This window comes from Paenibacillus nanchangensis, assembly GCF_046543445.1.
In the GTDB taxonomy this organism is placed as follows: domain Bacteria; phylum Bacillota; class Bacilli; order Paenibacillales; family Paenibacillaceae; genus Paenibacillus_AQ; species Paenibacillus_AQ nanchangensis.
Genome location: NZ_JBHOFD010000012.1, coordinates 149,048 through 162,320, shown reverse-complemented (window position 1 = coordinate 162,320; position 13,273 = coordinate 149,048). Strand labels below are relative to the sequence as shown.

General features: G+C 56.4%; 15 protein-coding genes. 2 read left to right on the top strand and 13 right to left on the bottom strand.

Annotated elements, in window-relative coordinates; all coding sequences use genetic code 11:
• Window positions 1-15: 15 nt before the first annotated feature.
• The 9 genes from ACE6ED_RS11770 to ACE6ED_RS11730 all read right to left on the bottom strand — a co-directional run bounded on the left by ACE6ED_RS11770 (window position 16) and on the right by ACE6ED_RS11730 (window position 8,977).
• A complete protein-coding gene (locus tag ACE6ED_RS11770) occupies window positions 16-525 on the bottom strand; it encodes an A24 family peptidase (protein ID WP_410827306.1) in 510 nt (169 codons plus the stop codon).
• 13 nt (window positions 526-538) lie between these two features.
• On the bottom strand, window positions 539-1,663 hold the full coding sequence (locus tag ACE6ED_RS11765; protein WP_410827305.1) for a TadE/TadG family type IV pilus assembly protein: 1,125 nt from the start codon (window positions 1,661-1,663) through the stop codon (window positions 539-541).
• A 36-nt stretch (window positions 1,664-1,699) separates the two neighbouring features.
• Window positions 1,700-3,868: a hypothetical protein gene (locus ACE6ED_RS11760; RefSeq protein ID WP_410827303.1), complete on the bottom strand. Its 2,169-nt coding sequence runs from the start codon at window positions 3,866-3,868 to the stop codon at window positions 1,700-1,702.
• 82 nt (window positions 3,869-3,950) lie between these two features.
• Complete coding sequence (locus ACE6ED_RS11755) at window positions 3,951-4,655, bottom strand: TadE/TadG family type IV pilus assembly protein (protein ID WP_410827301.1); 705 nt, start codon at window positions 4,653-4,655, stop codon at window positions 3,951-3,953.
• Window positions 4,618-4,809, bottom strand: coding sequence for a Flp1 family type IVb pilin (locus tag ACE6ED_RS11750; RefSeq protein WP_410827299.1), 192 nt, complete (start codon window positions 4,807-4,809; stop codon window positions 4,618-4,620). The genes ACE6ED_RS11755 and ACE6ED_RS11750 overlap by 38 nt, the downstream gene beginning before the upstream one ends.
• Window positions 4,810-4,834: 25 nt before the next feature.
• Window positions 4,835-5,707, bottom strand: a complete 873-nt coding sequence (locus ACE6ED_RS11745) for a type II secretion system F family protein (RefSeq protein ID WP_410827298.1) — start codon at window positions 5,705-5,707, stop codon at window positions 4,835-4,837.
• 15 nt (window positions 5,708-5,722) lie between these two features.
• Complete coding sequence (locus ACE6ED_RS11740) at window positions 5,723-6,466, bottom strand: type II secretion system F family protein (RefSeq protein WP_410827350.1); 744 nt, start codon at window positions 6,464-6,466, stop codon at window positions 5,723-5,725.
• Window positions 6,467-6,563: 97 nt separating this feature from the next.
• Window positions 6,564-7,829 carry a CpaF family protein gene (locus ACE6ED_RS11735; RefSeq protein ID WP_410827297.1) on the bottom strand — a complete coding sequence of 422 codons (1,266 nt, stop codon included), beginning with the start codon at window positions 7,827-7,829 and terminating at the stop codon, window positions 6,564-6,566.
• The gene (locus ACE6ED_RS11730; RefSeq protein WP_410827296.1) at window positions 7,826-8,977 is read right to left on the bottom strand and encodes a hypothetical protein; all 1,152 of its coding nucleotides are present in this window, start codon (window positions 8,975-8,977) and stop codon (window positions 7,826-7,828) included. The genes ACE6ED_RS11735 and ACE6ED_RS11730 overlap by 4 nt, the downstream gene beginning before the upstream one ends.
• 232 nt (window positions 8,978-9,209) lie before the next feature.
• Between ACE6ED_RS11730 and ACE6ED_RS11725 the strand changes: the two genes are divergently transcribed.
• On the top strand, window positions 9,210-9,659 hold the full coding sequence (locus ACE6ED_RS11725; RefSeq protein ID WP_410827295.1) for a hypothetical protein: 450 nt from the start codon (window positions 9,210-9,212) through the stop codon (window positions 9,657-9,659).
• Window positions 9,660-9,771: 112 nt separating this feature from the next.
• On the opposite strand, the gene ACE6ED_RS11720 is transcribed toward ACE6ED_RS11725, so the two are convergent.
• The 4 genes from ACE6ED_RS11720 to ACE6ED_RS11705 form a co-directional block, all read right to left on the bottom strand.
• The gene (locus ACE6ED_RS11720; RefSeq protein ID WP_410827294.1) at window positions 9,772-10,674 is read right to left on the bottom strand and encodes a copper amine oxidase N-terminal domain-containing protein; all 903 of its coding nucleotides are present in this window, start codon (window positions 10,672-10,674) and stop codon (window positions 9,772-9,774) included.
• A gap of 34 nt (window positions 10,675-10,708) precedes the next feature.
• Complete coding sequence (locus ACE6ED_RS11715) at window positions 10,709-11,146, bottom strand: thiol-disulfide oxidoreductase DCC family protein (protein WP_410827293.1); 438 nt, start codon at window positions 11,144-11,146, stop codon at window positions 10,709-10,711.
• Between the two features lie 161 nt (window positions 11,147-11,307).
• Window positions 11,308-11,586, bottom strand: coding sequence for a hypothetical protein (locus ACE6ED_RS11710; RefSeq protein ID WP_410827292.1), 279 nt, complete (start codon window positions 11,584-11,586; stop codon window positions 11,308-11,310).
• A gap of 480 nt (window positions 11,587-12,066) precedes the next feature.
• Window positions 12,067-12,486 carry an organic hydroperoxide resistance protein gene (locus tag ACE6ED_RS11705; RefSeq protein ID WP_410827348.1) on the bottom strand — a complete coding sequence of 140 codons (420 nt, stop codon included), beginning with the start codon at window positions 12,484-12,486 and terminating at the stop codon, window positions 12,067-12,069.
• Window positions 12,487-12,642: 156 nt separating this feature from the next.
• Between ACE6ED_RS11705 and ACE6ED_RS11700 the strand changes: the two genes are divergently transcribed.
• Window positions 12,643-13,122: a glutathione peroxidase gene (locus tag ACE6ED_RS11700; RefSeq protein ID WP_410827290.1), complete on the top strand. Its 480-nt coding sequence runs from the start codon at window positions 12,643-12,645 to the stop codon at window positions 13,120-13,122.
• The last annotated feature ends 151 nt before the right edge of the window (window positions 13,123-13,273 follow it).

Sequence of the window (13,273 nt, the reverse complement as noted above, 5' to 3'; positions counted from 1 at the left end):
CTGACTCCTTTCCGATTATTGGTATAGGACCGCGACCAGCATGCCGGGAAGAACGGCATACATAAACGGGAACCGGAGCTCCTGGCCGTCCCCGGCTTTCAGCAGCCGCAGATTACGCAGCAGGATAAATCCGGTAAGCCGGCCTGCGATCCGAAACAGCCTGCTGAACGACTCCCGTCTGTACAGCATAATCAGGCAGCCGATCAGCGCCGCAAACAGGATGGAGTACATAATCGCCTGCAGCGTGTACCAGGCACCGATCCAGGCGCCGATTCCGGCAAACAGCTTCACATCTCCTGCGCCCACCGCACCCGTCACATACAGCAGCAGCATAACCAGCAGTCCTGTTCCAGCACCGCCAAGCGAATGCAGCAGGCCTTCGCTTCCTCCGGCGATCCAGTGAACAAGCAGCCCTGCAAGCATGGATGGCACGGTCATCCAGTTCGGAATTCTCATCCGGAGGCTGTCCGACACAAAAGCCGCCGCTACCAACAGCATCGCGCCCCAAATTTCCCAACTCATCATCTACAAGCACCCCTTATCCTCCACGTGCCGGCGCGACAGTAAATCCGGCCTCCACAGAACGGCCGTCATCGGTTTCAATTACAAATCGCCATTCCCCCGGTGTCGTGTTCGTACCAATTTTCCAGTTCCATTCGATGATACCGCCGCCGTCTGCTTCCGCCCAACCCAAATATTTCGCTTTGCTGGTTCCGCTTTTATAGATTACGGTCAGCTGCGCACGGCAGCCCGGCTCGACCTTGGCTCTAATTGTTCCCTGCCTTCCGGGATACCCTGGATTAGGCTTCTCCAGTACGGTTATGGAATGTTCGCCGGTCTCCCCGCCCCCCTGGCCGTTATCCGGCGGATCGGTTTCACCAATCCATATCCGCTCTATTGCGCTCGCTTCCAACACGATTTTCCGGTTCAGAAAAGGAACCTTCATCGGCAGCTCATAACTGACGCTTAAGCCAAAAAACGGCTTCGTCCCCTTTTTGAGGTCAGGCATCATGATATTGGACACATGGATTCGTTTTTCCTCCAGCATCCCCGCGCTTAAATTCGGAAGGAGCAGCGGTTTGATCAGCGGGTCAAGCACCGCTTCGGACGTCTCCGCCTCAAGCTGTTCGAGTGCGCCAGTCCTGCCTTGGACGGCCTCTCCCAGCCACCTTCCAATCGGCTGCGGCAGCGTTTCAGACAGCTGTCCAGCTACTTCAGCCACCGGCAGCCTGGGGACAGTCCAGCCATCCCGTGTTCCGCCTTCTCCGGTCTTGCCTTCTCCGGTCTTGTCTACAGTCTCGCCCTCATTGGCTCTGCCTTCTGCAGTCTTTCCTTGTACGCTCCTGACTCCCCCGATCCCGTCCTTTCCGCCAGCCCCGGTTTCCTGCCGGCCAAGCTCTGCGGCCGGCTCGCCCGGACCTGACGCCGCGGTCCCGCCGGCTTTTTCCTGAACAGCCAGGTATACGGGGTACATATGCGAAGATACCACCTTGACGGTATCCGAAACCATGCTCTGCAGCGCCGTCGAGTACAACGACATCTGTACAATAAAAATCAGAAACAGGACAACGAGCAGGAAAAAAGGCAGGATCATGGCCGCTTCGACGGTCATGCTGCCGTCCGAGCGCCGTATGCGTCCGATAATGGTGTGCTTTCCGCCCATTTCATCGGCTCCCTTATCGATTCCATTTTCGGACCATCAGTAGACGAAATCCGCCGACTGAACAGTAAAATACGTATTTCCTTCCACTTTGCCCGAGCTGTCACCGGTTTTCAGCAGCTTAAACAAGCCCGGGAGAAACCACATTTTCATTCCAAACCGCATCTCAGCGGAGACATACGTTGATTTCTCTGCCGGGTCAATGCCTGTATTTAGCCGGATCAGGGCAAGCATACGCGACAGCTGCTCTTTCCCGCTTCCGTGCAGCAGCATAAACAAGCGGAGATGGTCCCGGTACGTCAACTCGAGTCTCACGAATTTGGACAGCTCAATCGAGCCGTCTGTGCAGAGTTTGAGCATGTCGGCAACCGCTTGGTTTACTCCGTACAGCAGCGCCGCAGCCATGACCGCAAGCGGATTGCCGAGGCCTGCCTTCTCAGTCAGGCCTTCCATGGTCCGGACCGCTAGACGCATGGCAAAAATCTCACCAAATGCCGCAGCTAAATTGCCCCCGGGATTGTGAAATCCGTATAGGATGTACTCCAGTTCCTGGGCTGCAGGGTCCAAATGCCGAACCAATTCCTCCGCTGCTTGCGTTCCCGGATTTCGTACAAGCCGGGACAGCGCGGTCACTTCAAGCGGCTTATAATACTGCGCCGCATATTCGCTCTGATACAGCCTGTCCCTTGCACCTGACAAAATTCCGCCAATTGTGCCGTAAACCTGATCCATCTCTCCCATCGCCGCATCTCCCGCAGCATAGGGATTTGCACTTAAACCGCTGGCCCCAGCCTCTGCTTCGCCCCCTGCGTTCATCGCCTGGATCTGCCCGAAATACGCTTTAAGCTCCTCATATTTCTGCATAGAGGCGCCCGCTTGGTCCTTAAGATCCCGCAGCTTGTTGACCAGCTTCAGGGCATCCCCCAGCTTTGCTTTGGCCTGCTTCTCCGTCTGCTTTCTCTCCATATCGGAGACATTTCGGCGTTCCAATTCCGCCAGCTCGCCTGTCAGGATTCGGCCGTTTGGTCCATAGTCCTCGGCATAAGCCGCAGCTTCATCCCACGCTAACCGGACGGCGGAACGCATCGACTGACCGTCTCCGTTTAATCCCAGGGCAGGAGACAAAAGCTCTGGCAGACGCACGATAGAGGGTTTCGCCTCCCGGTATCTCGATTCCTGCCGGGACAAGCCATTCTTGAGCGCCAAGATCTCTGCATCGGACAAAATCAGTTCTTCGCTTCGCTCCCTCAGCTTCCGCGCCTCCGTCCCCGCAGCAGCCTGTGCTCCGCCGTCCGGAATGTCCCAGGAGCTAGCCGAATCGTATCCTGCACCGGACGACGATTCGTCATACGCGGTGATCACACGCTTCATTTCTTCATTAATCGCTTCAGCTTCAGCAAGAGCCTGTCCGGCCTGCGTGACCGATTCGGCATGCCCGGTTTCCAGCGCACCCGCCGCTGTTCGTAACCGGTCCAGCACACGGGATGTTCCGCCAGCATAAGCAAGCAACTCTGAGGTGTATGCCGGAGGCGTCCGAGGTGCCCGGTATTTGTCTGCATAATACATCTCGAAGTACTGTTCATACCCGGCGGCCACATCTTCTGCACGGATAACCGGGCCAAAATGAATCCCCCCGGGCGCCCGCCCCGGCTCGGATACCGCATCAAGGATTGGCTTCATTTGTTCCCCTCCCTGCCGCCTTGACTCAGCCATACGGTCCAGCGCCTGCGACCTTCGTTCATACAGCGGCTCCAATTGTCCGTACAAGTTGGTGGCGCGGGAAGCTTCCTGCATCGCCCCTGCCATCGGTTTGAACTTTCCGGCAAGCTCCAGCGCAAAATCAATCGGCGCTTTATACTTCATTTCCTCCTGAATCGCCCTCTCAAACACCTCATGGTTGGCAAGCGGCCGGCTCCATGCAAGGGTTGAGGACTCCAGCTCAAGCGGGATCAGCTGAAAACCATCCGCTCGGCCGCTTCTTGTTAAACTTCCGTCCAGCACCTTGGAGATCAGTGCCTCTCCTTCTCCGCTTCCGTAAGCAAACAAGCCGTATCGCTCCTGAAGCTCCGTGTCATAGGCGGACATGAGCGAACGGACGCCTGAACGGGCAAGCCGGCGCGCTTGCGCTTCGGCCGCCCCAATCCGCGAGAACTCGATCAGAACTGACGTGAATAGAAACACGAAGGCCAGTGCCATAATCAAAAACACGGTAACAGACCCTTCAGCACGCCGGTTTCGCCGGGATTTCAAATTACGGCGTTTCGTCACGGGGCCATGCATCGTCTCTCCATCACTCCTTCCCTTTATCCGGCCCGCCAAGTTTGGAAAGCATCGCAGAGGCGTCCTGCCGGTTTACCCCTTGGCCTTTCGCGCGGGACGTTTTAAACTTCGCGCTGTAGTACCGGACAAGATCAACTGTCCGGATAAATTCCGCCGGTTCGGTTACGGCTGATTGCGCGGATACCCGGGGAACAGCTCCGTCGGCCAGCATTTCATCCAGCGGAGGCAGCTTTAACACTTTTTCAAGCTGTGAGGTTACCTTCCGGCCGCTCCATTCGAACTGATAGCCGATCTCGCCGGTGATGCCGCCCTGAACGATTCCGCCCGACTGCTTCAGCTTACGCCCCGGCAGCCCCTCCGTTCCTTCCGCTGCCGGAAGCGGGACCTTCAGCCGGCCTTCCGCAGCGCCGATTCCAAACCAGGAGCTCAATACCCCGTCTTCCCCAATTCGCCAGTACAACGAATCATAACGCCCCGGTTCGACCGCTCCCCCTTTGCCTTTATAACTGTTGTCCCAATTAAAAGCGGCCCGCTCGGTTACCGTCGAAGCAATCTGCAGCAGCATTGACTTCTGGTAGCTGTAGAGACTGAAAAAAAGCAGCAGCATCGTAAGCAGCAGCACGATTGGAAGGACCATGGAAGCCTCCAGCGTAAAGCTGCCTTCGCTGCTCTCCAGCTTAGTCTTCAAAGACTTTTTGGCTTTTTCCTTCGGCAATTTTGAGTAGCCCCTTAACAATATCCACGATCTCATCCTTGAACACGAGCACGACAGCTACCAGCACCGCAATAATCAAAATCATCTCCAGCGTGCCGAGCCCTTCCTCCTCTGCCCACAGCGCTCTTCCGCCATCCCAAATCCATGTCCACATAGCCTACATCCCCCTGAGTTTGGAATTAAATATTCATCATCATAAAAGCGGGTGATCCGACAAGCACAATCACGATTACAAAAATAACAACCATCGGAAACACAAGCTTGGAGGAGGCCTGTTCACCGCGTGTCCGGCTGATCGCCTTGCGCTTCTCCCACAGCATCCGTGAAAGGTCCCGCAGCCCAAGCGCAAATTCGGTTCCTCCCCGGCGGTAGTTGAGCAGCACGGCGGTGGCGAAGATGGAGACCTCCTGAACCGCGCAGCGTTTGCTGAAATTCTCGAACGCCTGCTGGAACGAATAGCCGCTCTCCCATTCAGCCATCATTACTCGGAGCTCCCGGTACAGCGGATGATCTTCCGCTTCACGCGTCCGTTCCACACAGCGGGTGATGGCCCGCTGGACCGTTTCTCCGGCCCCCACGAGCAGAACAATGCCGTTCAGCAGCTCGGGAAGCTCCATAACGATCCGCTGCTGCCGCTGCTTCACTTTTTTATGCAGTTCTCCGGCCAGAGCGGCCGGGACAGCGGCAGATAAAACGGTGCCCAACACGATTCCCGCCGATTCTCCTGAAGCCAGACTTAACGCACAGCCGCAGAGCAGCAGCAGCCAGGAGTAGGCCAGCATCTCGGCGAGGAACAGCAGCGTCCGTTCCGCACTGCTGCGGATGCCCATTGTCCGCTGAATCGAGCGTTGAATTTTGAATACGGTTCGCGGAAATCTGCCTCCAAGCCCCAGCTTGTCAATCAGCAGCAGAAAAGGCTCGCTGATCTGACGGAGCCGGGCGCCCTCCAGCGTCAGCTCCCTTAAAGCGGCATACCGCAGCCCGGCAGAAAGCTTCAGCACCACCCATCCCGCGGCTAACACAATCATTAGCAGGGCAGAGACTCCTGCCATCCTCGCCCCTCCTTTTTAGACCGGGATGTCCATGATCTTTGAAATCCAGTAGTAGCAGCCTCCAAGCGCGGCCAAAGCGGCAGTCGAAATCACCCGTCCCGCTCCGCTGTACATCGGGTCCATGTAATCACCGGCCGTCAGACTCATGAACAAAATCATTGCCAGCGGTGACGCCAGCAGCGCCTTGGCTTCAAACCGCTTCTGCGCGACGCTGACGGCGATTTCTTGCTGGATATCCATCTTTTCGGTGATCACATTGGACGTACGGCGCACAATCTCCACCAAATCACCGCCAGTGCGCTTGCACACAGCAAACACATCCGCAAACCGCCCGATATCCTCGATGTCCGCCCGGCCCGCAAAATCCAGCAGCGCTTCCTCAACCGGCTGCCCGATTTCCATCCGTGCGCAAATAATATTCAGCTCCGCGATCATGTCGCCGCCGCCATCCGGATCAAGCATCCGCAGATCGTCGACTGCTTCGCGAAACGCGTTCTCCACCGAACGCCCGGCGGACAGCGAAGAAGACAAAGAAAACAGCGTCTGCTTGAAGTACAGCTTCAGCGTCTCTCTCCTCCGCTTCTTCAAATAACTCCTCAGCATGCGGGGCGCGTACAGACCGCCCGGAGTGAGCAGAAGCGGAAGTATTGGATGCCTGTAGAACAAATAACCGACCAAATAGAGAAGCACACTGCCTGCCGCCAAAGCCAATACACCGGTAAGCGGACGAAGCTCCATTTGGGTATAGTCCGTGAGCATGCTGCTCTTCGGGTAATCCCCTCTGTCTTCAGACCTGTGGTTGCCAAACTGCTTTAACCTGAACCGGCTGGCCGAAGCAGGCCGTACCGCGGTTAATTTAAGCATCTGATCTTCCTCCCTCACCCGTCATCCCAGGCAGCAGCCGGCTTGCAGAAAATCCGGCCATCTCCAGTTTCCGCACCTGAAGCAGCGGATTGCCGCATGCCGCAAGCGCCCCCTGAATGCGCCCATCCTGCATCCCCGTCTCGCAAAACGCATAAAGCGGATTCAACACCACCTCCCCTCCTTCAACGCCCGTTACTTCACATATTTCCGTAACGCGCCGGCTCCGGTCGCGCAGCCGGGACAGGTGGACCAAAATATCCACCGCCGACCCGATTTGCTGGCGGACCACCTGCACCGGCAGATCCGCTCCGCTGAGCACCATCGTCTCCAGACGGCTGATCATGTCCTTGGCACTGTTCGAATGTCCGGAGGAAAGGCTTCCTGAGTGGCCTGTATTCATCGCCTGCAGCATATCCAGCGCCTCGGCTCCACGGACTTCGCCGACCACAATCCGGTTCGGGCGCATCCGCAGCGAGGAGCGGATCAAATCCCGGATCGTAATTTCGCCTTTGCCTTCTGTGTTGGCATTGCGCGTCTCCAGCGACACCAGATTCGGCACGGTGACGATCTGCAGCTCGGCCGAATCTTCGATGGTGATCACCCGCTCATCGGCGGGAATGAACTGCGACAGCGCATTAAGAAAAGTGGTTTTGCCGGAACCGGTGCCCCCGCTGATAAAAATGTTGTATTTTGCCAGCACCAGCGTCCGTAGCAGCTCGGCAGTCTCGTTGGTAAGCGCGCCCCGCCTCACCAGATCGTCCATGGTCATCGGCGATTCGGGGAACTTGCGGATGGTCATGGCCGGCCCTTTCAGCGCGACGGGCGGGAGAACGACGTTAACACGAGAGCCGTTCTTCAGCCGGGCATCGACGATCGGCGAGGACTCGTTCACCACCCGGTTAACGCCCGATACGATGGACTGGATAATGTCCTCCAGCTTAACCGGAGATTCAAAGGCCACCGGCAGCCTCCTGATCTCTCCCTCCTCTTCTATAAAAATCTCCTTGTAGCTGTTGATCATAATCTCCGTAATCTTCGGGTTGTCGACGAGCGGCTGAAGCACATCAAGTCCCCGGAAGGAATCAAACAATCTGCGGACCCACTCATGCTTCTCCCCGGCCGTCAGCGTCCGCAGGCTGTCCCGTCCAAATATCACCTTCTCGATATAAGCCGTAAGCTCACGGTCTCCAACGGCGGATGTTACGTCGAGACCCGAGCGGATATCGTTCCTTAAACTCCGGAACAGCTCCTCATTCATGTTCCGGCGCTCCACGCCGGCGATCCGCCAGCGAATAGTGTACCGGCAATCCGTCCCACCGCTTCCCGCATCGCAGCCGCCTGAAGACATACGTCCTCTCTGACCTGCTTCTCCCAGGCGGGAATATAAGGCAGGATAAAGTCCGGCCCCGGATGCTCCGGCCCAAAAGCGCTCAGAGCGCCGTCGCGGCAGAAATTCACGCATAGCAGACTCCGGTCGGCCAAATCCGTCCGGATACCCGGCACTGGCTCACCGCAGCGGTTCAGCCAAGCCAGCGTCTTCGCCAAGCTTACCCGTTCGTCCCGCAGCAGCCAGAGCAGCACCGCACTGCGGCTGAGAATGGCTTCCATCCGCTCTTCTTCAAGCGCCCCTGTATCCGCGACAATTACGTCGTACCGTCCGGCGCTACTCAGCAAATCAAGCAGCGCCAGCGTGTCGGCCTTGCTCATCTGCAGTTTCTCCTTCAGATTGCCGACCGGTCCAAAACCGTCGCAGCCCAGCGTCTGATAACGCCTAATGTAGGAGTCCAGGCCAATCTCTCCCACTCCGTCCTTTCCGCTGCCCGATGCTTTCAACTCGTACAGCAGCCGGTCCAGGCCCGGCCCTTCGTTGCCGGCAAGCCGCACATATTCGCCCGCGCTGTCCACGCACTCCAGATTCAAATAAAAAACCGACTGCCCCGCCTCAGCCAGCACCCGCGCCAGATTCAGGCTGAGCGTTGTTTTGCCGCAGCCGCCTACGGCTGACACCACACCGATCACCGCCGTCCGCCCCAGCGCAGCTGCCGCCGGCCCCCCGCCGCAGAGGTTCAGCATATCGCCAAGCAGCGACGGAAGCGACTGATACTTCGAAATGACGCCTCCGCCGGACATTCTCCTGCCGCTCCCATCCACGCGCCCGCCTCCTCCGCCAAGCACCGCCCAAGGAACCGGCAGTCCTCCGCCCTCCACAAGACAAGCTTCAATAAAAGCCGGATCGGCCACCACCGCATCGGGCAGGTCTCCCTGTTTCATAAATTCCACGAACGCTTCCACCCGGCTAAACGCCGAGATTCGCATCCTTTCTCCGTACTCGCTGTGATGTAAATAATGCAGCAGCGGTTCGATATACTCCTTCTCCCGGACGCCAAGCGCTATTCCGGCCGTCATGCCCATTCCCCCTCCGCGATTGTACGCGGCGCCGTATCTCTGTCAGAACACAACAAAAAAAGCACCGCCATTAACCGCCAACTGCGGTTATGGAACGGTGCTTCCGTTACCATCCTATAAATTTACAATTATAGTAACACATCTCTTTTCGGCTAGCAATGTTTTTTTGCAGATGGCCCCTGCGAACCCGATGTTTTGGCAGGAAAAAGGGGTAATTAGAGGAGGAAAGGATGTGAGCGCGATGTTTAACGAACGGACCACGATATCCAAAACCGTAGGACGCATCGCTTTGGCCGTCATGTTTTTCGCCGCAGGTCTGCTGCAGCTGTTCGAAGGCCCGCAGTTTGCCCAAATGCTCCCGCCCGTCATTCCCTGGCACATGAATTTCGTTTTTATCGGCATGTTTCTTAATTTTGTAATCGCTGCAAGGCTGCTTTTTCCGGCCAGCAAAGCGACAGGATATGTGATAGCGCTCTATTTGGCCCTGCTGATTCCGGTACAAATCTATTCGCTGATTCAAGGCGTCCCGCTTCCGGGAGAAGAACGCGTCACTTCGCTGACCTTCTGGGTGGACGTGCTGCTTTTGCCCATGATGATGTGCCTGGCCCTCTGGTCCTCGCGTCCGGCGGGATCGTCTTACCACCTTGTTCTGGAACGAAAAACAGTCCGCAGATCAATTTAATCGCATCGATGGCACCGGGTACCCTTCATCCTTAATAGGCAAAAAAAAATAAGCCGGCGGCCCACCAGCCCGCCGGCTTATTCCTGTTCCGTCTTCCCGTGCTACTTCTCTGTTATTTCTCCGGTACCGTCTCCTCCGGGATCGCCACGATAAACCGGCTGCCTGTCCAGTCCTTCAGCGTCCCGGATTCCATTTTCTCACCGTCTTTGCCCACCAGGCCGTAGGCTACCTGTCCGCTCCACTCGGTCCGGCTGAAATAGGCATAACGGCTGGCCAAAGCAGGAGCCTTGCCGTATTCCTCTTCTGCCGGATGGCCGAACAGCCGGGTGATTTCCGGTTTCGTCTGCGTACTGGACCGCTCCAGCTTGGCCGCCCAGACCAGCTCGGCTTCGGTATCGCGGATCACATAATAATAGACAACCTCATCCGTCTCAAGCAAATACCGGTCCGCCCGGCCCTCCGGAAAATAATAAGTGCGCGACAACGGCTCCTTTCCGGCGGTAAACGGAACCTTTTTGTCCCCTGTGGTCGGCAGGCCAACCGCCTTCGCCCGCTGAGCCGGAAGCTCGCTGTCCTCAGCCGCTTCATCGCCCGCAGTATCCTGAATGCGGACCGTGCCGGTTGCGCCGTCAACCGTGACCTTGGCGCCAAGCGCCTCGGCAACAAGCCGGAACGGCGCCATGACCCGTCCGCTGCGGACCTCAACCGGTGCGTCCACCGCTACCGTCCTGCCGTTCACCGTTGCGGTGCGCGAACCCGCGGTCAGCCGGATCACCGTACTCCCCCGTTTCAGCACCGCCAGCTTGGTCTCGTTATTCCAGGATAGCGAGACGCTTTTGAACGCTCTAAGCGCCGCGATCGGAACCATAACCCGCCCGTTCACGATGCTGCTCTCATAAGGAACAGGGGAGCCGTTTACCTGCACACTGTAGGATGCGGCAGCGGCCGGCTGACCCCATAAACCGGAGATGAGCGCCGTCAGGCCCACCGCCACAGCCGCTTTAGCCATTCGCATACGATCCCTCCTTCTGTTCTGTTAATCTATGCTGCTATTCTTCCTCTTCCACCAGCCGTCTGCGCAGATCGGGCGTCGGAAGCAGACAAGCCTCATCCCTGCCGAACCAGCGGTAGCGGTTCCTGGCCACATACCGGTACACCGCGTCCCGCAGCGGACGGGGAACTGCAATAAAGACATACAAAACCGGCCAGGGAAAACGCAATTTCCGCGCAATCCGGAGCGCGGCGGCCGATTCGGTGTAGACCGCTCCCTGCTCGACAAGCACCACCGTATCGAGACGGTCAGGGTCCATTCCCGCCGAAGACACCATCCTGCGGCCTGCCGCCCCCTGAAGTGTGGCGAACCGGAAGGCGGCCTTCGGGTCTCTTTTTATAATAAACTTTACCAGACCTTGACACAAATGACACACTCCATCGATCAGCACTACTGCTCCGGCTCCCCCTTCCGGCAGTTGCCCGCTCCTCTTCATGGTGTCCCTCCTTCATCCACGTAGGCATAAACGCCATTTTCAGTTGGACTTCAGCATCCGTATCCGCATCTCATCTGTATCCGCAACTGTACCCGGCGATAATCCCCCTAAAGACAACAAAAAGCACGGAAAAGGCTTCCGTGCCTGCGATAGGGTATGCTTTATTCGGCAATGGATTTCTCGATCCACCCATCTCCAACCATCTGCTGATCGAATTCGGAGGTGTAGTTCTCCATACATCTGCAGATGAAGTCCTTGCGGCAGATCGGGCAAGGCGTCTTGAGCAGCCGGCTCACAGCGGTCATCTTCCATTCCGGATGACGATGGTAGAACGCTCGGCATTCCGTACCGTCGGCCAGTTTGATAATGAATTCGTATAACCCATCCTTATCATTGCTGCTGGCTTTGGTCACATTCGTAATTGTCGGTCTGTAAGACATCTTCATCACCCATTTATTTAAATTTTTGGTTGTCAATGATGGATTGATAAATGAAAGCACAATCGGCTTGTATCCGCTATCCGCATCACCATTTGCATAATTCCTGTGTTCCAACCGTCAACACGTAGAGTACGCCTAGTAACTCAAATCTCAAAGATAAGCCAAGTTATTTGCACTTCTATGGAACAAATCCTTATATCTACAGAGACGTGTACTAGGTACTTAGACATCTTAAAGAATTTTAGAGTGCCTGTCAACCAACTCCATCAAGCGTTTGCCCCTCTTCCGCGTTTAACCGGCAGTCCCCGCTTCTCCATTATAACCACATCCCCTCCGGATCATTCCTGCTGCCGCCTGTAGAGGTCTGTTTTGCAGCTGCTCCCCATGTTTCCCATGCAAAAAAAGCCCGGCGTTCCCGCCGGACTTTCAATAAAACCGCACAATCCGCGCTTTGGCTGATTGCCGCAGCCTTTTTTCCTGTTAGATCACATTCAGCTCCACGTCGATATTGCCGCGCGTTGCCTTGGAATACGGACAGAAATCATGGGCTTTGCGGGCCAAATCCTCCGCCTGGGAGCGGTCGACGCCCGGAATGCGGATATCGAGCTTCACCGCCAGCTTAAATCCGCCGTCGCTGTCGTCTTTTCCGATCATCACGTTTGAAGTAACTTCCACGTCCTGCAGCTTCACGCCTTCTTTGCGGGCGACATTCGCCAGCGCGCTTTCATAACAAGCACCGTATCCCGCAGCAAAAAGCTGCTCAGGATTTGTGCCTTCGCCGCCCGGTCCACCCAGACCTTTTGGCATCACCAGCTTGGATTTAAGCGCACCGTCTGAGGTTTCAAAAGAGCCTTCGCGTCCGCCCCGGACCGTTGCTGTCGCCGTATACAAAGCGTCCATTTCGTCATCGTCTCCTTTGTCGTCAAAAATTTCATTCACACTTACATTACACGTATCCCGGGTTTTGAAACGGTTTGTTCCGTTTATCACGGTTGACACCCTGAATAAAAATTGTAAAATTAAATTGCGGAAAATCTTTTCAAGGAGGATTTGGCGATGAGCGTATACGATTTTAAAGCAACTACACTGCGCGGTGAGGAAGAATCGCTGTCGAAGTACAAAGACAAGGTACTGCTGGTGGTCAATACGGCGAGTAAATGCGGCTTCACTCCCCAGTTCAAAGGTTTGCAGGAGCTGTATGATAAGTATAAAGACCGCGGGTTCGAGGTGTTGGGTTTCCCAAGCAACCAGTTTGCAGGCCAGGAACCGGGGAGCAGCGAGGATATCGAGCAATACTGTCAGATTAATTACGGCGTGACCTTCCCGATGTACGAAAAAATCGACGTCAAAGGCGACACCGCCCATCCGCTGTTCCAGTATTTGACCCGTGAGGCGCCAGGCGTACTTGGCACGAAGGCAGTAAAATGGAACTTCACCAAATTCCTCGTGGACCGGGAAGGGCGTGTCCTCAAGCGTTTTTCTCCAAACACTTCTCCGGAAAAAATGGAAGCGGACATTGCCGAAATGCTCGACTAGCAGCCGGCTGGTTTGTTTGGGACGGCTTTTTGCGGCGCAGGACGCCATATCTGACGTTCCGCCGTCTTGGCGTTCTATGTACTGTTGGACCCGAGTCTCCCGGAATACACGGAATTGCACACTGGCTTTATACGTACCTCTGAAGTGCCCC